At 74.0% G+C, this 20,736-nt stretch carries 21 protein-coding genes; 5 read left to right on the top strand and 16 right to left on the bottom strand.

Translation table 11 applies throughout. The annotated features are described in order from the left end of the window. Positions 1-5 precede the first annotated feature (5 nt). From ACFY4B_RS24925 to ACFY4B_RS24915, 3 genes are all read right to left on the bottom strand, one after another. Positions 6-524, bottom strand: coding sequence for a gamma carbonic anhydrase family protein (locus tag ACFY4B_RS24925; protein ID WP_387971067.1), 519 nt, complete (start codon positions 522-524; stop codon positions 6-8). A gap of 56 nt (positions 525-580) precedes the next feature. Next, positions 581-1,879 (bottom strand): serine hydrolase domain-containing protein, encoded by a 1,299-nt coding sequence (locus ACFY4B_RS24920; RefSeq protein ID WP_387971064.1) that lies wholly within the window; start codon positions 1,877-1,879, stop codon positions 581-583. 174 nt (positions 1,880-2,053) lie between these two features. Next, positions 2,054-2,620 carry a DJ-1/PfpI family protein gene (locus ACFY4B_RS24915; protein WP_049660089.1) on the bottom strand — a complete coding sequence of 189 codons (567 nt, stop codon included), beginning with the start codon at positions 2,618-2,620 and terminating at the stop codon, positions 2,054-2,056. A gap of 257 nt (positions 2,621-2,877) precedes the next feature. Between ACFY4B_RS24915 and ACFY4B_RS24910 the strand changes: the two genes are divergently transcribed. Then, positions 2,878-3,426, top strand: a complete 549-nt coding sequence (locus tag ACFY4B_RS24910) for an alpha/beta hydrolase (protein WP_049660091.1) — start codon at positions 2,878-2,880, stop codon at positions 3,424-3,426. A gap of 49 nt (positions 3,427-3,475) precedes the next feature. Further along, positions 3,476-4,072: a hypothetical protein gene (locus tag ACFY4B_RS24905; RefSeq protein WP_049660092.1), complete on the top strand. Its 597-nt coding sequence runs from the start codon at positions 3,476-3,478 to the stop codon at positions 4,070-4,072. Positions 4,073-4,131: 59 nt separating this feature from the next. Here ACFY4B_RS24905 and ACFY4B_RS24900 read toward each other — a convergent pair whose 3' ends face one another. The 5 genes from ACFY4B_RS24900 to map all read right to left on the bottom strand — a co-directional run bounded on the left by ACFY4B_RS24900 (position 4,132) and on the right by map (position 10,361). Then, complete coding sequence (locus ACFY4B_RS24900; protein ID WP_387971061.1) at positions 4,132-6,441, bottom strand: transglycosylase domain-containing protein; 2,310 nt, start codon at positions 6,439-6,441, stop codon at positions 4,132-4,134. Positions 6,442-6,640: 199 nt separating this feature from the next. Beyond that, positions 6,641-8,203: an alpha/beta hydrolase gene (locus ACFY4B_RS24895; RefSeq protein ID WP_387971058.1), complete on the bottom strand. Its 1,563-nt coding sequence runs from the start codon at positions 8,201-8,203 to the stop codon at positions 6,641-6,643. Positions 8,204-8,372: 169 nt separating this feature from the next. Then, positions 8,373-8,798 (bottom strand): acyl-CoA thioesterase, encoded by a 426-nt coding sequence (locus ACFY4B_RS24890; RefSeq protein ID WP_387971055.1) that lies wholly within the window; start codon positions 8,796-8,798, stop codon positions 8,373-8,375. A gap of 75 nt (positions 8,799-8,873) precedes the next feature. Continuing rightward, positions 8,874-9,569 (bottom strand): HAD-IA family hydrolase, encoded by a 696-nt coding sequence (locus ACFY4B_RS24885; RefSeq protein WP_387971052.1) that lies wholly within the window; start codon positions 9,567-9,569, stop codon positions 8,874-8,876. Between the two features lie 24 nt (positions 9,570-9,593). Next, on the bottom strand, positions 9,594-10,361 hold the full coding sequence (gene map / locus ACFY4B_RS24880; protein ID WP_380744860.1) for a type I methionyl aminopeptidase: 768 nt from the start codon (positions 10,359-10,361) through the stop codon (positions 9,594-9,596). A gap of 270 nt (positions 10,362-10,631) precedes the next feature. Between map and ACFY4B_RS24875 the strand changes: the two genes are divergently transcribed. Then, on the top strand, positions 10,632-10,901 hold the full coding sequence (locus ACFY4B_RS24875) for a helix-turn-helix domain-containing protein (RefSeq protein ID WP_049655616.1): 270 nt from the start codon (positions 10,632-10,634) through the stop codon (positions 10,899-10,901). A 94-nt stretch (positions 10,902-10,995) separates the two neighbouring features. Here ACFY4B_RS24875 and ACFY4B_RS24870 read toward each other — a convergent pair whose 3' ends face one another. From ACFY4B_RS24870 to ACFY4B_RS24860, 3 genes are all read right to left on the bottom strand, one after another. After that, positions 10,996-12,390 carry an ABC transporter substrate-binding protein gene (locus ACFY4B_RS24870; RefSeq protein WP_053112245.1) on the bottom strand — a complete coding sequence of 465 codons (1,395 nt, stop codon included), beginning with the start codon at positions 12,388-12,390 and terminating at the stop codon, positions 10,996-10,998. A 61-nt stretch (positions 12,391-12,451) separates the two neighbouring features. Continuing rightward, positions 12,452-13,354 (bottom strand): carbohydrate ABC transporter permease, encoded by a 903-nt coding sequence (locus ACFY4B_RS24865; RefSeq protein ID WP_082345967.1) that lies wholly within the window; start codon positions 13,352-13,354, stop codon positions 12,452-12,454. Next, positions 13,351-14,271 carry a carbohydrate ABC transporter permease gene (locus ACFY4B_RS24860; RefSeq protein WP_049655615.1) on the bottom strand — a complete coding sequence of 307 codons (921 nt, stop codon included), beginning with the start codon at positions 14,269-14,271 and terminating at the stop codon, positions 13,351-13,353. Before ACFY4B_RS24860 ends, ACFY4B_RS24865 begins: the two co-directional genes overlap by 4 nt. 215 nt (positions 14,272-14,486) lie before the next feature. On the opposite strand from ACFY4B_RS24860, the gene ACFY4B_RS24855 reads away from it, so the two are divergent. Further along, positions 14,487-15,173 (top strand): SMI1/KNR4 family protein, encoded by a 687-nt coding sequence (locus ACFY4B_RS24855; RefSeq protein WP_387971047.1) that lies wholly within the window; start codon positions 14,487-14,489, stop codon positions 15,171-15,173. Between the two features lie 67 nt (positions 15,174-15,240). Here ACFY4B_RS24855 and ACFY4B_RS24850 read toward each other — a convergent pair whose 3' ends face one another. The 3 genes from ACFY4B_RS24850 to ACFY4B_RS24840 form a co-directional block, all read right to left on the bottom strand. Further along, positions 15,241-16,002, bottom strand: a complete 762-nt coding sequence (locus ACFY4B_RS24850) for an SDR family NAD(P)-dependent oxidoreductase (protein WP_049655613.1) — start codon at positions 16,000-16,002, stop codon at positions 15,241-15,243. After that, on the bottom strand, positions 15,999-17,417 hold the full coding sequence (locus ACFY4B_RS24845; protein WP_387971044.1) for an MFS transporter: 1,419 nt from the start codon (positions 17,415-17,417) through the stop codon (positions 15,999-16,001). The genes ACFY4B_RS24850 and ACFY4B_RS24845 overlap by 4 nt, the downstream gene beginning before the upstream one ends. 77 nt (positions 17,418-17,494) lie before the next feature. Beyond that, positions 17,495-18,073 carry a TetR/AcrR family transcriptional regulator gene (locus ACFY4B_RS24840; RefSeq protein WP_375875014.1) on the bottom strand — a complete coding sequence of 193 codons (579 nt, stop codon included), beginning with the start codon at positions 18,071-18,073 and terminating at the stop codon, positions 17,495-17,497. Positions 18,074-18,227: 154 nt separating this feature from the next. On the opposite strand from ACFY4B_RS24840, the gene ACFY4B_RS24835 reads away from it, so the two are divergent. Further along, positions 18,228-18,701, top strand: coding sequence for a DoxX family protein (locus ACFY4B_RS24835; RefSeq protein ID WP_049652696.1), 474 nt, complete (start codon positions 18,228-18,230; stop codon positions 18,699-18,701). An 18-nt stretch (positions 18,702-18,719) separates the two neighbouring features. Here ACFY4B_RS24835 and ACFY4B_RS24830 read toward each other — a convergent pair whose 3' ends face one another. After that, the gene (locus ACFY4B_RS24830; RefSeq protein ID WP_375875015.1) at positions 18,720-19,031 is read right to left on the bottom strand and encodes an MTH1187 family thiamine-binding protein; all 312 of its coding nucleotides are present in this window, start codon (positions 19,029-19,031) and stop codon (positions 18,720-18,722) included. Positions 19,032-19,145: 114 nt separating this feature from the next. Further along, positions 19,146-20,627 (bottom strand): SulP family inorganic anion transporter, encoded by a 1,482-nt coding sequence (locus tag ACFY4B_RS24825; RefSeq protein WP_387971363.1) that lies wholly within the window; start codon positions 20,625-20,627, stop codon positions 19,146-19,148. Between the last annotated feature and the right edge of the window lie 109 nt (positions 20,628-20,736).

Below are 20,736 nucleotides of genomic sequence, written 5' to 3'. Positions count from 1 at the left end.
AGCCGCTAGATCTCCCGGTGGGCGTCGGCGAGCAGCTGGTAGCCGGCGCCGTTGGCCTTGATGCCGGTCTTCTCGTCCTCGGTCAGCTCGCGGCGGACCTTGGCCGGGACGCCGGCGACCAGCGAGCCGGGCGGGACGACCATGCCCTGCGGCACCACCGCGCCGGCCGCGACCAGCGAGCCGGTGCCGATCCGGGCGCCGTTGAGCACGGTGGCGTTCATGCCCACCAGGGCGTCGTCCTCGACCGTGCAGCCGTGCAGCACGGCGTTGTGGCCGACCGAGATCCGCTCGCCGACCACCAGCGGGAAGCCGGGGTCGGCGTGCAGGGTGCAGTTGTCCTGGATGTTGCTGCCCGCGCCGACGCTGATCGACTCGGCGTCGCCGCGCAGCACCGCGCCGTACCAGACGCTCGCGCCGGCGGCGACGGCCACGTCCCCGACCACGACGGCGTTCGGCGCCACGAAGGCGCCCGGGTCGACGGCGGGCACCCGGCCCCCGACTGCGGCGATCAGCGGCTCTGCCATGGGTCGTCCTCCTGTGACGGTCGGCGGTTCTGTCGCCGGTCAGCGTAGGGGGTCGGTCACGGTGCCATGCGGGCGAGGTCGGGTGCCGCGGCCGCCGCCTGGGCGCCGCACAGGGCGGTCGTGGTCACCTTGCGCCAGGCGGTGTTGGCGGCGTCCGGGTCCGGGGCGTCGTAGAAGGTGGTGTCGGCGGCGAACGAGCGGCTGCCGTCCGGGGCGGCGAGCATCATCGTGCTGTAGCCGGGGATGCCGCCGGCGTGGCCCCAGAACGGGCCGCAGGGGGTGTCCAGGCGCTGGAGGCCGAGGCCGTACGTCCGGCCCTCGCCGTGGTCGGTGGTCCGCTTCATCGCGGCGAGTTCGGCCGGGCGCAGCAGGCGGCCGCCGAGCAGGGCGTCGAGGAAGGCGGTCAGGTCGGTGGTGGTGGAGATGCCGCCGCCGGCCGAGCCGGCCATGGACGGGTTGAGCACGGTGACGTCGGCCGGACCGGTGTCCGTCCTGACGTAGCCGTGGGCGTGCGGGCCGGGGATGAACGGGAGGTCGCCGGGCATCCAGGTGCCGGTGAGCCGCAGCGGGCGGATGATCCGGCGGGTGACCTCGTCGTTCCAGCTGTGGCCGGTGAGCTTCTCGATGATCATCCCGACCAGGATGTAGTTGGTGTTGGAGTACTGCCATCCCTCGCCAGGGGCGAAGTCCGGCGGGTAGGTGTTCGCGAGGTCCACCAGGTCCCGCAGCCGGTAGGACTTGTAGCGGCGGTCGGCCAGCCAGTCCCGGTCGACCTCGAAGGCCCGGTCCCGGGTGTAGTCGGCGACGCCGCTGGTGTGGTCGAGCAGCTGCCGGACGGTGATCGCGGTGCTGTTCGGGACGATGCCCGGCAGCAGGCACTCCAGGCGGTCGTCGAGGTCCAGCCGGTGCTCGCCGACGAGTTGGAGCAGGGTGGTGGCGACGAAGGTCTTGGTGGCGCTGCCGATCCGGAACGCGCCCTCCGGGTCGGCGGGTTCGCCGGTGCCGCGTTCGGCGACGCCGGTGGCGTTGCGCCAGACCAGTCGGCCGTTCTCGCGGACGGCGGCGAGGGCGGAGGTCGAGTAGCCGGGGTCGGTCATCCCGGCGAGGGCGGCGTCGGCGGCCGTCCAGTCGCCGCGCCGTTCGCCGGCGCCGTCGGTGCCCGTGCCATCGCCGGGCGTGCCGCCGGTGACCGCGAGGTGCACGGCGCCGTGGCAGCCGGGGGCCGGCGGCCGGCCGGCGGGCCCGGCGACGGCGGTCGGGGCGAGGGTGGTGAGCAGTCCCGCGCCCACGGCGGCGGCGACGGCGACGCGCAGGGCGGTCCAGCGGCGGGCGGGGGCGGTCGGGTCGGCGGTCATGCCGTCCTCCCTGGTCCGGGGTCGGCGGAGTAGGCAACTCCGGTCGGCTGGTGCTCACCTGACACCTTGCCGGATCGGCCGGGCCGGATCGTCCGCCTGGGGAGGGGGTCCCGCCCCCGAGGGATCCCGGAGCCGGACCCCGAGACGCCTCGGGGTCCGGCTCCGGGATCAGCGCTAGGCGAGCGGCGCCTTGGTGCGCAGGACCTCGATGAAGGCCCGCAGCCAGGCCGGGTGGTCGGGCCAGGCGCGGGCCGAGACGACGACGCCGTCCACCACCGCCTCGCCGTCCACGAACTCGGCGCCCGCCGCCTTGATGTCCGGGGCCAGCGCCGGGTAGGCGGAGCTGCGGCGGCCGTCCAGCAGGCCGGCGGCGGCGGTGATCAGCGGGCCGTGGCAGATCTGGGCGACGGGCTTGTCCTCGGCGAAGAAGTGCCGGGCGATCCGCTGCACGTCCGGGTCGTTGCGCAGGTACTCGGGGGCGCGGCCGCCGGGGATGACCAGGGCCGCGTAGTCGGCCGGGTCGACGTCGGCGAGGGCCACGTCGGCGGGCCAGGTGTAGCCGGGCTTCTCGGTGTACGTGTCGAAGCCCTCGACGAAGTCGTGCACCACGAACTGGAGGCGTTTCTTCGTCGGGGCCGCGATGTCGACCTGGTAGCCCTCCTCGCGCAGCCGCTGGTAGGGGTAGAACACCTCCAGTGACTCGGCGGCGTCCCCGGTGACGAGCAGGATCTTCGATGTCATCGCCGACATCCCTCCACGTGGTCGAGCCTCGGATCGGGTACGGGCGCCGGGCGGTGGCGGCCGGCCCGGGCCCGGTCCAACCTCCCGTACCGGCGACACCGTTGGCAACGGGGCGCACCGGGCGTACGACGGCGCATACGGAGCTACGCGCGCCGGTTGCGGGGAGTGCGCGCCTGGTCGGGCGCCCGGCTGCGGGGGTCGGCGGCCCGCGTCCTAGACTCCTGCTGCCCACGACCGTCCCGCTCCCGGAGGAGCCCATGCCCGACCGCACCACCTACCTCGTCCTCCCCGGCTACCAGAACTCCGGCCCCGAGCACTGGCAGACCCGTTGGGAGGCGGCCGGGCCGGAGTCCTTCCGCCGGGTCGAGCAGGCGGACTGGGACCACCCGGAGCGGACGGACTGGGTGGCCCGGGTGGACGCCGCGGTGGCCGCGGCCGCCGCCGAAGGCCCGGTGGTGCTGGTCGCCCACAGCCTGGGCTGCGTCACCGCGGCCCACTGGGTCGCCACCGCCTCCGCCGAGCGGACCGCCGCCGTCCGGGGCGCGCTGCTGGTCGCCCCGGCGGACGTCGACACCGCCGAGGTCCCGGAACTGGTGAACTTCCGCCCGGTGGCGCTGGAGCGGTTCCCGTTCCCGGCCGTCGTGGTCTCCTCGACCGACGACCCGTGGGTCTCGGCCGAGCGGGCCCGCGCGTTCGCCGCCGCCTGGGGCGCCCGGTACGTCGAGCCGGGCGCGTACGGGCACCTCAACTCCGACTCCGGACTGGGCGACTGGCCGGAGGGCCGCGAACTGCTCGCCGGGCTGTGACCGCGGCGACGGGGGGAACGGGGGCGCGGGGACGATGAACCGGGGGACGATGAACCGACGGACGTCCCGGACCAGGCGCGTCCTGGTCCGGCTGCTGGCGGGCAGCGGGCTGGCCGCCGTCCTGCTCTACACCGAGGGGCAGTGGGAGAGCCGCTCGGGCGGGCTGATGCTGGTCGCCGACCTGCTCAACCAGCCGGAACTGCTGATCGGCGGGGCGCTGGCGGCGCTGATCGCGGCCGCCTGGCTGAGTGACCCGCGCGCCGCCGTGCGGACGGCCACCCGGGCGGTCACGGTGACCGCCGGGGTGGTGTTCCTGCTCGGCGTGCTGGCCGCGCACAAGGTGTCGGCGGCCGAGACCCGCAGCCGGGAGGACGCCCCGGCCGGGGCCGAGCGGGCCCTGGTGGTGGTGCACCGCTCGTACGCCACCGGGCCGGGCCCGGACGAGCGCTGGCAGGTGCTGCTGGAGAGCGGCGAGGGCTGGTCGGCCCGGCGCTGGTCGCTGGCGGACATCGGCCGGCGCCCGGGCGACGCCCGGCTGGTGGAGGCGAGCTGGACCGGGCGCTCGCAGATCACCGTGGTGACCGACTCCTACCGGCGGGTGTTCAACCTCGACCAGGACAGCGGCGAACCGGTCGAGGCACGGTAGCCGGCCCCGCCTGGGTACGGGTACTCAGGCGGGGCCGGGCAGTTCACCGGTCGTCGGGGTCACTGGTCTGACGGGTCGGTGGTGCCGGGCGGGACGGACGGCGCGGTGCGGCCGGCCGTCGGGCCGGTGTCGCGCGGCCGGCCAGTGTTGCCCGGGCCTCCGGTGGCGGGCGCGCCGCTGCAGGTGACCGAGCCCGGCGAGCCGCTGGCGGTGGTGCAGTTGGCGTCCCGCCGGGGCGGGTCCGGGATGCGGACGGTGGCGAACGGCTTCTCCGGCATGCTCCGGACGGCGTCGCTCATCGCCTGCTGCCAGATCGGCCCGGGGCCGGTGGCGCCGAAGACCTCGGCCTGGTACTTGCCGCCGATCCGGATGTTGCGCATCGGCACCTTGGTGCCCGGGCTGCCCAGCCAGACCGAGCCCGCCAGGTTGCCCGTGTAGCCGGTGAACCAGGCCGACTTCTTCTCGTCCGTCGTCCCGGTCTTGCCGGCGATCTGGCGGCCGTCGTCCAGGCCGAGGTCGCGCGCCGTGCCGCCCTTCTCGGTCACCCCGAGCAGCACGCTGTTGATCACGTCGGCGGTGTCCTCGGACATCGCCGGGGAGCAGTGGACCGGGGGCACCGGGACGTCGGTGCCGTCCACCGTGGTGATCCTGTTGATCGCCAGCGGCGCGCAGTAGGTGCCCCGGGCGGCGAAGGTCGCGTACACGTTGGCCATGGTCAGCGGGCTGACCTCCTGGGTGCCGAGGCCGAGCGCGGGCAGTTCCTGGAGCGGCTCGCCGTTCGCCTTGCCCTCCATGCCCAGCTTGTTGGCCATCTGCTTGACCGCGCAGAGGCCGATCTCCTGCTCCATCTGCACGAAGTAGGTGTTCACGGAGAGCGCCATGGCCTGCTTGAGCTCGTACGGGCCGACCTCACCGGCGCTCTCGTTGGGGATGGTCCCCTCCTTCTTGCCCTTGCTGAGGTTCTTCCAGGTGCCGTCGCAGGTCTTCATCGTCGGCCAGTCCATCCGGTTCGGCGAGTCGTACCGCTGGGTGGGCGACAGGCCGGCCTCCAGGGCCGCGGCGGCCACGATCGGCTTGAAGTTGGAGCCGGGCTGGAAGCCGATGCCGCCGCCCATCGCCGCGTCCACGTTGTAGTTGACGACGGTCTCGTTCTTCTCCTTGGCCAGGCCGTACGGGCGGGTCTGCGCCATCGACAGGATCTTGCCGCTGCCGGGCTCGACCATCGTCATCGCGGCCGAGACCGGGTCGGTGACGTACACCTTGGTGGAGACGGCGTTCTGGGCGGCGGCCTGCTTGTCCGGGTCCATCGTGGTGTAGATGTTCAGGCCGCCGGTGTCCCACAGCTTCTTGCGTTCGGCCGAGCTCTTGCCGAACACCGGGTCCTGCTTGACCACGTGCCGCACGTAGTCGCAGAAGAAGCCCATGCCGGCCTTGGCGGTGATGCAACCGTTCTGCGGGTCCCGGTAGTTGAGGCCGAGCGGGGCGGCCTTCGCCTCCCTGGCCTGGTCCGCGGTGATGTGCTTGTTCTCCACCATCTTGTCGATGACGGTGTCGCGGCGCTTCTGCGCGGCCACCGGGTGCAGCTTCGGGTCGTACTGGGACGGGTTCTGCACCAGCCCGGCGAGCATCGCCGCCTCGGGCAGGCTGAGGTCTTTGGCGTCCTTGCTGAAGTAGCGCTGGGAGGCGGCCTGGATGCCGTACGCCTGGTGGCCGTAGAAGGTGATGTTGAGGTAGTTGGTGAGGATCTGCTCCTTGCTCAGGTCCTCCTCCAGCTTGATGGCGTACCGGAGTTCCTGGATCTTGCGGCCGAGGGTCTTGCGCTGCGCCTCGCGCACCGCGTCCGCGTCGTCCCCGGCCTTCTCCACGTTGACGTTCTTCACGTACTGCTGGGTCAGGGTGGAGGCGCCCTGGACGGCGGCGCCGCTCTCCGCGTTCTTGGTGATCGCGCGCAGGATGCCCTTGAGGTCGACGGCGCCGTGCTCGTAGAACCGGGCGTCCTCGATGTCCACCTGCGCCGTGCGGATCAGCGGGGACATCTGGTCGGCGGGTATGACGGTGCGGTCGCGCTCGTAGACCTTGGCGATCAGGCCGCCGTTGGCGTCGAAGATCTGCGTCGCCTGGCTCAGCGGCGGGGTCCTGAAGTCGTCGGGGATGCTCTCGAAGCCCTCGGCGCCGTTCTTCGCGCCGAGCCCGACCGCCCCGGCCGCCGGGAGGATCAGGCCCGCCAGCAGCACCCCACCCAGCACGCTGGAGCCGAGGAAGGTGGCCGCGTGGCCCAGGAAGCCGATCGGGGTCTCGCGGCGCCTCGGTCGCGGCACCCAGGTGTCGCCCGGGTCCGAAGCGGCGGGTATGCGGCTCTTCGGTGACATAGATCGAACATTACGGCCGTGAACAGGCCGTGGGGAGCGGGTGTTGGCGAAGGATTGTCACAAAATCGCGACGGATTCGACTCATTCCCGAGGGTCGAACGGGCGTGCACGACGGGGCAAGGACCGTTCGTCCACGGCCCGTTGCCCCGCGCGCCGCCCGGCCGACCTCGCTCGGCCGGTTCCGCTCAGCCGAACCCGCTCAGCCGGCCGGGCAGAAGACGTCCCGGGCCGGGCGGTGGCCGGTGACCAGGTAGTCCGTCACCACCTCGTCGCCGCAGGCGTTCCCGTTGGCCCGGTACACGTCGTGGCCGCCCGAGTCCACCGTCACCATCCGCGCCCGGTCCCCGAACGCCGCACGCAGCTTGAGCGCGCCGGTGTACGGCGTCGCGGGGTCGCGCAGGTTCTGCGCGAGCAGCACGTTGGACGGGCCCCGGTCGGTGACCCGCACCGGCGGCTCGGCGGGCGCGAACGGCCAGAAGGCGCAGGGCATCACGTTCACCGGCAGGCCGGCGGTGAGCGGGCGGGCGGCGCGGTCGGTGGTCACGGCCTTGGCGTAGCCGGCCGGGTCGGCGGGCCACCGGACGTCGTTGCAGAGGGTCCCGACCGAGACGGCGATGGTGTTCTGCACCGCCGCCTCCGGCGGCACCACCGGGGCGGGCAGCGGACGGCGGCCGAGACCGGCCAGCATCAGCCCCGCGACGTCCGGGAAGCGGGCGTCCGCGTTCATGCTGTCCAGCAGGGTCTGGCGCAGCACGTTGCCGTTCAGCTCCGCCGGGTTGGCGCCCGGCCAGGGCAGTGGGGCCCGGTCGAGGCGGGCGGCGAGGTCGAGGAAGAGCGGGCGGACCTCCTCGGGGGTGTCCGCGACCCGGTCCGGGTTGTCCGGCGCGGACGCCCACCTCGCGAAGTCCGGGAAGCGGTCCTCGACGCCCCGGCCGTAGGCGTCCAGCCAGCCGCGCCCGACCCGCGACGGGTCCGGGTCGTCGTTGCTGTCCAGCACGACCCGGTCGGTCCGCTCCGGGAACATGGTGGCGTAGACGGCGCCCGCGTAGGTGCCGTACGAGACGCCCCAGAGCGAGAGGCGGCGCTCGCCGAGGGCGCGGCGGATGCCGTCGAGGTCGCGGGCCTCGTTGGCGGTGGAGATGCTGCGCAGCACCGGGCCGCCGTTGCGGGCGCAGGCGTCGGCGACGCGGCGGGCGGTGGCCAGGTTCCCGTCGATCGAGCCGTCGGCGGCGGGCCAGGGACGCAGTTTGACCATCGACAGGTCGGCGGGGTCGAGACCGCAGCTGACCGGGGTGGAGCGGCCGACGCCGCGCGGGTCGAAGCCGACCACGTCGTAGCGGTCCCGGACGGACTGGGGCAGGCGCCCGGCCATGCCGTGGACGAGGTCGAGGCTGGAACCTCCCGGTCCGCCGGGGACCGCCAGCAGGACGCCTCGGCGCCGGCCGGGGTCGGCGGCGCTGATCCGGGAGACGGCGAGGGTGACGCGGGCGCCGTCCGGATCGGCGTAGTCCAGCGGGACGGTGACCTCGGCGCACCGTTGGGGGCTGTCGGCCGGGGCGCCCGGACACGCGGCCCAGGCGAGGCCGTCCCGCCCGGGCTTCGCGCTCTCGGCCGCACCGGCGGGCAGGGCGCTCAGCGCGGTCACGGCCAAGGCGGCGGCCGCGGTGAACACGGCGGTGACGGTGCGGGCGGGTGTGGTGCGGGCGGGTGTGGTGCGGGTGGGTGTGGTGCGGGTGGGTGTGGTGCGGGTGGGCTTCGTCATGCCCAAGAGTCTGCTGGGGCACGGGACTTGGAACCATGCGGGCAGCGGGCCGGTCGGGGGTGGGGAAATCCCCCGGGCACCGGGGAGGGGGCGGAGACCGCTTCCGGCCGCGGTCTCCGGCCGCGCGGGGTGGGGGTGGTGGGAGCGGTACGGCGGGGTCCGGTCCGGCTCAGAGGCCGAGCAGGCCCGGTTCGGCGGCCAGGGCGCGCAGCGGCTCGCGCGGGTCGGCGACCAGCCTGCGCTCCGCCAGGTCGAGGATGCCGCCGACACCGGTGATCTCGGCGGCCAGCACGCCGTCCTCGCGGACCAGCCGCTGCACCACCTGGAAGGTCTTGCCATCCCGCCAGGTGAACGAGCAGCTGACCGCCACCGAGTCGCCCGCGCGCAGCTCCCGCAGGTACTTGACCGTGGTCTCCAGGACCACCGGGCCGACCCCCTTGGCGACCAGGTCCGCCTGGCGGATCCCGGCCGCCCGGAGGTACTCCCAGCGGGCGTGCTCGGCGTACTGGAGGTAGACCGCCTGGTTCAGGTGCCCCTGGGAGTCCGTCTCGTACCCGCGGACGGTGATGTGCGTGGTGAAGTCCTGATCACTCATGCCCCGCACGGTACTCCGGGCCCCCGGGGCACCACCTCGTGTCCTCCGTCACCCGTCCCACCCGGATCACCCGGATCACCCGGACAGGACGGCCAGCAGCGGCGTGAGGGCGTCCGGCCGCCGGTCGACCGGCAGGTGCTCGACCGGGTGGAAGCCGCAGCCGAGCGCGGTCGCGCCGCCGTCGCAGGTCCGGTCGTCGCCGACCATCAGGACGTCGGCCGGGGCGAGGCCGAGCCGCTCGCAGGCGGTCTCGAAGATCACCGGGTCGGGCTTCTGGGCGCCGACCTCGTACGACAGCACGTAGACGTCGACCAGCTCCTCCAGGCCGTACGCGCGGAACACCGGCCGCAGGTCCCAGGCGATGTTGCTCACCACGGCGACCGGCACGCCCCGGCGGCGCAGCTCGCGCAGCACGGGGGCGGCGTCCGGGTACGGGCGCCAACTCGCGGGCGCCAGGTGGGACTCGTAGAGGGCGTCCACGTCGAGGGCCGCGGGCGGCTCGGCGGCGCGGGCCAGCGCGGTGTACGCGGTGCGATGCAGCTCGGGGGTCAAGTCGCGGGTGTCCCAGGCCTGCTGGACCTCCGGCGGGATGCGGCGCGGCGGCACACCGCCGGGCAGGGCGCCGAACTCCTCCAGCCGGGCTATCAGTTCGGCCTCCTCCCCGGCGGGCAGGGCGAGGCCGGTGGCGGCGAGGTGAGCCGCCAGCCACTCGGCGGTGGAGACGACCCTGAAGAGGGTGCCGGAGAAGTCGAACATCACAGCTTTGGTCATGGCCCGAGCCTAAGTCCTTCCGGATCAGGGCAGGGTGAGGATCCGCGGGCCGTCCTCGGTGATGGCGACGGTGTGCTCGACGTGGGCGGCCCGGGCGCCGTCGACGGTGCGCAGGGTCCAGCCGTCCGGGTCGGTGCGGTGGTCGTCGCGGCCGCCGGCCAGCAGCATCGGCTCGATCGCCAGCACCAGACCGGGGCGCAGCGGGTAACCCCGGCCCGGGCGGCCCTCGTTGGGCACGTGCGGGTCCTCGTGCATCCGGCGGCCGATGCCGTGGCCGCCGTAGCCGTCCAGCAGGCCGTACCGGCCGGCGCGGGCGACGGCGCCGATGGCGTGGGCGATGTCGCCGGTGCGGTTGCCGACCACGGCGGCGGCGATGCCGGCCTCCAGGGCGCGCCGGGTGGTCTCGATCAGGGCGGTGTCCTCGGGCCGGGCGGTGCCGACGGTGAAGCTGACCGCCGCGTCCCCGGCCCAGCCGTCCAGGAGGGCGCCGCAGTCGATGCTCACCAGGTCGCCGTCGCGCAGCCGGTAGCCGTCCGGGATGCCGTGCACCACGGCGTCGTTCACCGAGGCGCAGATGACGGCCGGGAACGGGACGGGCGCGAAGGCCGGACGGTAGCCGAGGAACGGCGAGGTGGCCCCGGCCGCCTTGAGCACGCCCCGCGCCACCTCGTCCAGCTCCAGCAGGCTCACCCCGACCGCCGCCTGCTCCCGGACGGCCGCCAGCGCGTCCGCCACCACCCGCCCGGCCTCGCGCATCGCGGCCAGCCCGGCGTCCGACTTGAGTTCGACCATGGTGCTTCTCTCCCCTGGATCCAATTCTTATACCGGTATTTGTATCACGGTCGTGGGGGTGGGACGCCCCAGGGCGGGAGGGCCTGGGCCTGTCTTCAAGCTCCCGTCGTCCGCCCGGAGGGCGGGCGGGGCGGCGTTGGGGTGCGTGCATCGCAAGGCGGAGGAGGGAGCCACTGCGGAGCATTGGCGACCGACGACAATGCGGCGAGGTGCGTGCCCCGGCGGCGCCCCGCAGACGGGAGCTTGAAGACAGGCCCTAGACTCGTCGGCATGGTGAGGACTCCGCTGACCCCGTGGGAGCGCGAGCGCGGCGAGCACTTCGGGGCGCTGCTGCGCGAGGCGCGCGGCGAGCGCAGCATGGTCGAGGTGGCGGCGGTGGCCGGCGTCTCGGCGGAGACGCTGCGGAAGATCGAGACCGGCCGGGCGCCGACGCCGTCCTTCTTCACCATCGCGGCGCTGGCCTTCGCGCTCGACCTGTCCCTGGACGAACTGGCGGCCGCGTGCGCCCCCTCGGAGGACGGCGAGGCGCTCTCTGCCTAGCCCGCGCATGCCCGCCCGCGGCGGACCCGCCCGAACGGCGGCGGCCCGCCCCGCGCGTGGTGCGCGGGGCGGGCCGTCGTCGTAGTCCCGGAGGTCAGCCGACCGAGCTGTTGTAGCTCTCGATCGCCGGCTGGAGCTCCTTGGCCGCGTCGGCCAGGGCCTGCTGGGCGGGCTTGGTGCCGGCGATGGTCTGCTCGATCGCGGTCTCCACGCCCTTGCGTGCCTGCGGCATCACGCCGAGCAGGCAGCCGGCCGTGGCCGGGGTCGGCTTGGTGGCCTTCAGCTGGTCGATCGCGGTCTGGAACTGCGGGTACTTGGCCACCCACTCCTTGTCCTTGGGGTCGTCCAGGGCCTTGGTGTTGACCGGGAAGTAGCCGGTGCCGGTGTGCCAGACGGCCTGCTGCTCGGGGGCGGAGACGAACTTCTCGAACTCCCAGGCCGCGCGCTTCTCGGCGTCGGAGTGGCCGGGGCCGCTGATCCACAGCGAGGCGCCGCCGATCACCGGGCCGCCCTGGTCGGCGGCGGTGACCTTCGGGAAGGCCGCGGTGCCGACGCCGAACTTCGCGGCCTCGGTGTAGCCGCGCAGCACGCCGGTGGACTCCAGGTGCATCGCGACCGTACCGGCCTTGAACGCGGCCTGGGCGTCGTCGGTGGTGCGGCCGGTGTTGGCCGCGTAGCCGCCCTTGACCAGGTCGGCCCACCACTGGACGATCTGGGCGCCCTGGGCGGAGTCGAAGACGACCTTGCCCGCCTTGTTGCCGCGGCCGTTGTCGTTGTCGCAGTACATGGTGCCGGACTCGGCGAGCAGCTGCTCGACGAACCAGCCGTAGATGGCGGCGCCGAAGCCGTACCGGACGGTCTTGCCGTCGCCGTCCTTCTTGGTCAGCTTCTTGGCCAGCTCGCCCAGCTCGGCCAGGTCCTTGGGGGCCTGGGCCGGGTCGAGGCCGGCCTCCTTGAAGGCGTCGGTGTTCAGGTAGAGCAGCGGCATCGAGGAGTTGAACGGCATCGCCTGGAGCTTGCCGCCGACCGAGTAGTAGTTGCGGATGTTGGCGTCCAGGTCGTCCAGCGAGTAGCCGTCCTTGTCGGCGAAGGCCTGGGCCGGGACGGTCTGCTTGGAGTCGATCATGAACCGGGTGCCGATGTCGTAGACCTGCGCCAGGGCGGGGGTGCCCTTCTGCTGCACCGCGGCCTTGTACTTGGTGACCAGCTCGTCGTACTTGCCCTGGAACTGCGCCTTGACCTCGATCTTGCCCTGGTGGGCGGCGTTGAACTGGCCGACCAGCCCGTTCAGCACCTCGGCGTTCTTGCCGGTCATCGAGTGCCAGAACTCGACGCTGGTGACACCGGAGGCCTGGTCGAGCGCCTGGGCGCCGGGCGCGCCGGCGTCGGCGGAGCCGCCGGAGCCGGAACCGGAGCCGCTGGAGCTGCAGGCGGTCAGGGACAGGCCGGCCACCAGCAGGGCAGCGAGCGCGCGCGCACTCTTCTTCACGAGGGTTCTCTCTTTCGAGCGTTCGAGGAGGGGGGACACAGGAGGAGCGGGAGGGGCACGGTCAGCGGACCGCGCCCGCGGTGAGGCCGCGGACGATGAAGCGCTGGCCGAAGACCACCAGGGCGAGGGTGGGCAGCAGGGAGAGCACGACGCCGGCCAGGATCAGCCCGGGGTCGGCCATCTCGGCGTCGCGCAGCGAGGTGAGGCCGATCTGGAGGGTCTGCATGTTCGCCGTGCGGGTGATGATCAGCGGCCAGAAGTACTGGTTCCACGCCGACAGGAAGACGTAGATCGACAGCGCCGCGAGGGCCGGCTTGTTGAGCGGGACGACGATCCGCCACAGGAAGCGCCAGTGGCCGGCCCCGTCGATCCGGGCGGCGTCGCGCAGTTCGCCGGGCAGCTGGCGGAAGGCCTGGCGCAGCATGAAGGTACCGAAGCCGGAGGCCAGGAAGGGCAGCACCAGGCCGAAGTAGGTGTTGCCGAGCCCCCAGCCGGACAGCGTCAGGTAGTTGGGGATGATGATGGCCTCCCACGGGACCATCAGGGTGGCCAGGAACACCCCGAACACCACGGCGCGGGCCTTCATCGGCAGGAAGACGAAGGCGTACGCGGCGAGGACCGAGGTGAACAGCTGGGCGAGGGTGATGACGGTCGCCACGATCGCCGAGTTGGCGTACTGGCGGGCCAGCGGGATGGCGTCCACGGCGCCGGAGAAGTTCCGTCCGGTGACCGAGTGCGGCACCAGGGCCGGCGGGTAGGAGGAGAGCTCGGACGGGCCCATGAAGGCGCCGGCGACGGCGTAGTAGACCGGGAAGGCCACGGTGACGACGGCGACGGCGAGCAGCAGGTAGACGGCGGCGCGGCCGAGAAGGTCGCGCGCGGAGCGCCCGGCGAGGACGCGGGCGCGGGCGGGCGGCCGGGGCGCCCCGGCCTTCGGCTCGGCCTCGGTGGTGAGGGTGGTCATGCGTAGTGCACCTTCCGCTCCAGGACGCCGAACTGGACGGCCGTGCAGGCGAGGACGACCACGAGCAGCACCACGGCCTGGGCGCTCGCGGTGCCGAAGTCGCTGGAGCCGTAGGCGAAGGCCTTCTCGTAGACGGAGTAGACGAGGGTCCGGGTGGAGCCGTCCGGCCCGCCCTTGGTGAGGATGTGGATCTGGCCGAAGCTCTGGAGCGCGTGGACGGTGGAGACCACGGTCAGGAAGAACAGGTTCGGACCGAGCATCGGGACGGTGATCGAACGGGCCAGCCGCAGGCCGGAGGCGCCGTCGATGCGGGCCGCCTCCAGGATCTCCCCCGGGATCGAGCCGATGCCCGCGGAGAGCACCAGCACGTTGTAGCCGAGGTTCATCCAGACCGTGGTGACGGCCACCGAGAGCAGGGCGTACCGGGAGTCGGTCAGCCAGCCGATCGGGCCGAGGCCCACGTGCGAGAGCAGCCCGTTGAGCACCCCGCTGGCGGGGTTGAAGAACACCGCGAACACCACCGAGGCGCTGGCCACCGAGAACGCGAAGGGCAGCGCGAAGGCCGAGCGCAGCAGTCGCACGCCCCGGATCCGGTTCTCCAGGAGCAGCACCAGCACCAGCGCGCCGAGCACCCCGGGCACCACGGTGAGCAGGGTGAACAGTGCCGTGGTCGTGAGGGTGCGGACGAAGTCGGCCGAGGCGAAGAGGTCGGTGTAGTGCTTGAACCCGACGTAGCGGGAGGGCGCGCCGAAGAGGTCGTTGGCGTGCCCGCTGAGGTAGAGGGTCCGTCCCAGCGGGTAGCCGATGAAGAGGACGAAGACCACCAGGGAGGGCAGCAGGAAGGCCCAGGCCAGCCCGTGTTCTCCCCAGCGGCTTCGACGGGCCGGGAGGGGCCCGGTGTGCGGTGCGGTCGGCATGTGTCGCGCGTCCGCCTTTCGTGATGTCGGTTCCGGCCGAAACCGTGTCTTGCCCGAACGACGGCGCGGAAACCCCGCGGTGATCAACGGGTGTCGCGGGGATTACGCGTTCGCGTCAGATCCGGCCGGTCGTGCCCGGACGGGCGGCGAACCGGCGGCAGAGGGCCAGTTGGGCGGTCCACCGCGCTGTCGGAGGGGTGGCGTACGGTGCGCGGGTGGACGAAACGGAATTCGACATCCCGGCCGCAATGGCCGAAAGTGTGCGCTCCCGCGCGGGCGCCTGGGCACTCGTCAGGGGCTTCGCCGCGTACTGGGGCGAGCCGCTGGGGCCCGGCGACGGCTTCACGGACGCGGAGCTGGACGCGGCCGAGCGGCGGCTGGGCCTGCGGTTGCCGGTGGCGCTGCGCGAGGCGTACCGGCTGTTCGGCCGCCGGGCGGACCTGACCAGCAGCCAGGACGTGCTGCTGACGCCGGACGAGCTGCACGTGCTGGACGGCGCCCTGGTGTTCCGGGCCGAGAACCAGGGCTGCGCGCACTGGGGCGTGCCGCTGGACGGCCTCGACCGGGAGGATCCGCCGACGGTGTTCCGGCTCGACCTGGCGGACAAGTCGCAGGAGCGGTGGGAGCCCTGGGACGAGCGCTTCTCGGCGACGGCCGCGGCGATGGCGCTGATGGAGAAGCTGCTGGAGGACCACGAGCTGACCGACTTCCTCGACTGGGACGAGGAACTGCCGGACGGTCTGGGCGAGTTGCCGGCGCTCGGCCGCCACTTCCGCTGGTACCAGGGCCCGGAGGTGCTGGTCGGGGTGGCCGAGGAGGCCTGGGTGGTGGTCCGGGCACGCACCCCGCAGGCGCTGGACGCGTTCTACGGGGTGGTGCCCGGGGAGTCGCCGGACGAGTAGCCCGGCGGGGATGACGCGATCGGGCGGTCAGGCCGTCAGGCGGTCACGCGATCGGGCGGTCAGGCGGTCAGGCCGAGGAGCCGCCGTCCAGGACGAGGTCGCTGCCGACGGTGTAGCCCGCCTCGTCCGAGGCCAGGTACAGCACCGCGGCGGCCACCTCCTCCGTCGCCCCGGCCCGGCCGACCGGGACCTCGGCCTTCATCCGCCCGGCCTTGGTCGCGGCGTCCTCGCCCGGCCGGGAGGACATCGGGGTGTCCACCGCGCCGGGGCTGACGGTGTTGATCCGCACGCCCTCGGCGATGTGGTCGAGGGCGGCGGCCCTGGTCAGCACGGTGACCGCGGCCTTGCTGGCGGCATAGGCCCCGACGCCCGCGAGCCGCTTGTGGGCGCCCAGGTTGGACGAGACGTTGACGATCGCGCCGCCGCCGTGGGCCCGCATGTGGGCGATCTGCGGCTGCATGGCGAGCAGGGTGCCGGTGACGTTGATGCCGAACACCCGCTGCCACTCGGCCTCGTCGATGTCGGCGACCGGACCGGCGGCGCCGAACACCCCGGCGTTGTTGACGGCGACGTCCAGGCCGCCGAACAGCTCGACGGTCTCACCGACCAGCCGGGCGGCGTCCTGGGCGTTCGTCACGTCGCCGGTGAGCGCCGCGGCCTTGCCGCCGGCCCGCTCGATCAGCTCGACGGTCTCGGCGAGCGGTCCGGCGGTGCGGCCGGCGACCGCGACCCGGGCGCCCTCGCGGGCGAAGGCGAGCGCGATGGCCCGGCCGATGCCGCTGCCCGCGCCGGTGACCAGGACGGACTTGTCGGCGAAACGCGTGCTCATGAGGTGAACTCCTTGATCCGGGTGGCGTGTTCGGGTGCAGTGGTGCTGGTGGTAGGGGTGGCGCGGGGCAGGGCGGCGACCGCGACGGCGGTCAGCGCCAGCCCCGCGGCGGCCGCCGCGAAGGCCGCGGCGTAGCCGCCGACGACGCTCGGGCGGGTGGCGGCGAGCGCCATCAGGGCGGCCAGTCCGGCCGTGGGGCCGAGTTCCATGGCCGTGTTGAACACTCCGGCGGCCAGCCCGGTGCGCTCGGGCGGCACCCCGCCGGTGGCGAGCACGGCCGCCCCGGCGAAGGCCGCGGCGGCGCCGGCGGGCAGCAGGAGCAGTCCGGGCAGCAGGCCGGTGGCGTAGCCGCTGCCGGGGGCGAGCCCGGCCAGCAGACCGAGTCCGGCGGCCGCCACGGCGAGGCCGCCGGCGGTGACCGCCACCGGTCCGTACCGGACGGTCAGCGGGCCGGCCAGCCGACCGGAGAGCAGCAGGACCACCGCGTACGGCAGGAAGGCGGCGGAGGTGGCCGCGGCGCTCCAGCCGCGCAGCTGCTGGAGGTAGAGCGAGAGCAGGACGAAGGTGAGCGCGGTGCCGGCGGCGGTGGCCATGACGGCGGCGAGCGCGGTGGCGCGGCGCCGGTCGGCGAGGAAGCCGGGTGGCAGCAGCGGGTCGGCGGTGCGGCGCTCGACGACGGCGAAGGCGAGCAGCAGGGCGAGTCCGGCGGCCAGCGGGCCGTACGTCCCGGGGCTGCGCCAGCCCTGCTCGGTGGAGGCCACCAGGGCGTAACTCGCCGCGCAGACACCGGCGGTGGCGAGGGCGGCGCCGGGCAGGTCGAGGGCCGGTCGGCGGACGGCGGGGGCATGACCAGGGGCTGCGGGCAGGGATCCGGAGCGGGCGAGCCCGGCCAGGGCGACCACGACGGGCACCGCGAACAGCCAGCGCCAGGAGACCGCGGTGGCGACCGCGCCCGAGACCACGCTGCCGACGGTGGCGCCGAGCACCGACAGGCCGCCCCAGGTGGCCATCGCCCGGCGGTAGGCGGCCGGTTCGGGGTGCAGCACCCGGACCACGGCGACAGCCGCCGGGGCGGTGAGGGCCGCGCCCGCGCCCTGCGCGAAGCGGCTCGCCAGCAGGACGGGGTAGCCGGGCGCGAGAGCGCAGGCGATCGAGGCGGCGGCGAGCAGCGCCAGGCCGGCGCGGAGCACCGGGCGCCCGCCGTGACGGTCGGTCAGCCGTCCGCCGAGCAGCAGCAGGGAGCTGAAGGAGAGGCCGTAGGCGGCGCTGAGCAGCAGCACCCCGGACGGGCCGAGCCCCAACTCCCGTGCCACCAGCGGCAGCGGCACGGTCAGGATCATGATCGTGAAGATCAGCACCGCCTGGACGACGCCGAGCAGCGCGAAGCCGTACCGGCCGGTAGCGATGACAGGCATGTAAAACCCTCCCCCCTATGTAGACCGTTCGGTCCAGTATGAGCCCAGCAGAAGACCCGGCCCGAGCCGGCCGGGTGTCAGTCCAGCAGTGCCAGCGCCTGTTCGGCGGCGTCCCGCGCCAGGGGCGCGCCGTCGGCGGTCTTGCCCACCACCCGGATGCCCTGGAGCAGCACCACCAGCATCCTGGCGAGCGCCCGCGGGTCCCGCCCGGCGGGCAGCTCGCCCTGCGCGGCGGCCCGCGCCAGGGCGGCGGCGAGCAGCGTCTCCAGGCGGTCGAAGCTCGCCTCCACCCGGCGGGACGCGGCCGGGTCGTGCGGAGCCAGCTCCACCGCCGTGTTGGTGACGAAGCAGCCGAGCCGCCGCTCCCCCTCCTCCGCCGTCGCGTACTGGCGGACCAGCGCACGGACCGCCGGCAGCGCCGGGCCCGGCTGGGACAGGTCGTCCAGCCGCGCCGCGTCGCTCTGCTCGCAGTAGCGCTCCAGCGCCCGCAGGTACAGCTCGCGCTTGCTGCCGAAGGTCGCGTAGAGACTGGCCCGGGCGATGCCGAGCCGCTCGACCAGGTCGGCCATCGAGGTGGCCTCGTAGCCGCGCTGCCAGAACAGCTCCAGGGCCGCCTGCAGCGCCGCGTCCGGGTCGAATTCCTTCGTTCGCGCCACGCCGGGAACAGTAGCCCTTTCTGGATCGGTCGGTCAAGAAAGAGCGATCAGTGGTCCAGACCTGATCTCTGACGGAGCATTGCCAAGTGGACTAGACCATGGCTACCCTTACCGCTCCCACATCCACCTCCTTCCCCCACAGGAGGCGCTTCGCATGTCCACACCCCGTCCCGCCCACTCCCGGCAGACCGCCGACGCCGTCAGACCCGTCGTGCTGACGGCGTTCCGGATCGTCGTCGGCCTGCTCTTCGCCTGCCACGGCGCCGCCTCGCTGTTCGGCGTGCTCGGCGGCGCCAAGGGCGGCGGCACCGTCCCGCTCGGCCAGTGGCCCGGCTGGTGGGCCGCGCTGATCCAGCTGGTCGGCGGCGTCCTGGTGCTGCTCGGCGCCGGCACCAGGGTGGCCGCCCTGCTCTGCTCCGGCTCGATGGCCTACGCCTACTTCACCGTCCACCAGGAGCACGCGCTGCTGCCGCTGCAGAACGGGGGCGAGCCCTCGGTGCTGTTCTGCTGGGCCTTCCTGGCCATCGCGGCGCTCGGCTCCGGCCCGTACGCCGTGGACCGCCTGCTCACCCGCCGGCCCCTGGCGGCGTCGGCCGAACCGGCGGTCCGGCCGACGTCGGCGGTCTGACGCACCGCCCGGGGCCGGTCAACGGTCCGACGGACCGCCCGCCGCCAGGTGTCGCTCGACCGAGGCGACCTTGGCGGTGAGGCCGTCGGTGACCCCGGCCCGGTCGTCGATCTTGATGACCGTGCTCACCCGGTTGCCGTACGCCTTCACCGCCTCGATCGCCGCCCTGATCACCGGCATCACCTCGTCCCACTCCCCCTCGATGCTGGTGAACATCGCGTCCGTGCGGTTCGGGAGACCGCTCTCCCGGACCACCCGGACGGCGGCGGCCACCGCCTCCCCCACGTCCTCGCCGATCCCCAGCGGGGTCACCGAAAAGGCTGCGATCACGGCTCTGCGCTCCTTGTGGTCGACGGCACCGGTCGCGGCCCGGGCCTGCACCCGGACCGCGACCAGGCTAGACGTCCCGCGACCGGGCTGGACGTCCCCCGACCGGACCGGACCTCAAGCCACCGAAGGCAGCGGCGGTTCGACGGCCAGCGGGGCGGTGGAGCGGGCCCGGTGCTGGTCGGCCCAGGAGACCAGCGCCACCGTGCAGGCGTGGTCCAGGTGGCGCAGCCCCGACCAGTCCAGTTCCACCGGCCGGTCCCCCGGCAGCCGTTCCAGGGTGTCCAGCAGCCGGGGCAGCCGCAGGAAGGTGGCGTTGCCGCTCAGCCGCACCCGGTGCAGCGGCTGCCCGGCCGGCTGCTCCTGCTCCTCGACCGCGATGTGCAGGTGCGAGGTCTGCCAGGCCGACTTGGCCACCGCCAGGCCGACGCCGATCAGCACCCCCTCGAACAGGTCGGTGGCGATGATCGCGACGGTCGTGACCACCAGCACCACCGCCTCGCCCAGGTGCCCGCGGCAGAGCGCGACGATCCGGCGCACCGGCACCAGCTTGGCGCCGGCGTGCACCAGGACGGCGGCCAGCGCGGTGAGCGGGACGAGCCCGAGCGCGCCCGGCAGCAGCGCGGTGAACACCAGCAGCCAGCCGCCGTGCAGGACCCGCGAGGCCTTGGTGCGCGCGCCGGCCTGGACGTTGGTCGCGCTGCGCACGATCACCGCGGTCATCGGCAGCGCGCCGAGCAGCCCGCAGACGGTGTTGCCGATGCCCTGGGCGGTGAGCTCGCGGTCGTAGTCGGTGCGCGGGCCGTGGTGCATCCGGTCGACGGCGGCGGCGCTGAACAGCGTCTCGGCGGAGGCGATCAGGGTGAAGGCGACGACCGTGCCGATCCCGGCGGGGCCGGCCAGGGCGGTCAGGGCGTCGCGGCCGGGCAGGCGCACCACGTCGAGCAGCCCGGCCACGTGGACGCGGGCCACCGGCAGGTCGGCGGCCGCGGTGACGGCGGCGGCCAGGCCGACGGCGGCCAGCGGGGCGGGGACGGCACGGGCGGCCCGTTCCGGCAGGTACTTCCAGGCGACCAGGACCAGCAAGGTGCCGAGGCCGAGGGCGACGGCGCTCGGGTTGGCCGCGGCGGTCAGCACGTCGCCCAGCAGGCCGGGCAGTCCGGCGATCTTCTCCGGCCCGGTGGCGGGGGCGCGGCGGTCGGCGAGCGCGTAGAGCTGGCCGAACACCAGGGTCAGTCCGATGCCGGCCAGCATGCCGTGCACCACCGAGGCGGACATCGCCCGGAACCAGCGGCCGAGCCGCAGGGCGCCCATCGCCAGCTGGAGCAGGCCGGTGCCGAGCACCAGCAGGCCGAGCGCGCCGACGCCGAAGCGCTGGACGGCGTCGGCGACCAGGACGGTCAGTCCGGCGGCGGGCCCGCTGACCTGGAGGCTGCTGCCGGGCAGCAGACCGGCCACCAGGCCGCCGACGATGCCGGTGACCAGCCCGAGTTCGGCCGGGACGCCGGAGGCGACGGCCACGCCGACGCAGAGCGGGAGGGCGACCAGGAACACCACCAGCGAGGCCGGCAGGTCGTGGCGCCAGGGGACGGCGCGCAGGACGGCGGCCGGGGTGCGGGGCCGGCCCGGCGGGCCGTGCTTGCGGAGGCGGCCCGGCGGGCTGTCGCTCCGGTGGGGCGGCGGGTTCACCCGGTCACCGCCAGGGACC

The sequence above is a fragment of the Kitasatospora sp. NPDC001261 genome (genome assembly GCF_042896795.1).
GTDB lineage: Bacteria > Actinomycetota > Actinomycetes > Streptomycetales > Streptomycetaceae > Kitasatospora.
Note: the sequence above shows the minus strand (reverse complement) of the source record. Positions and strands in the feature narration are given on the sequence as shown.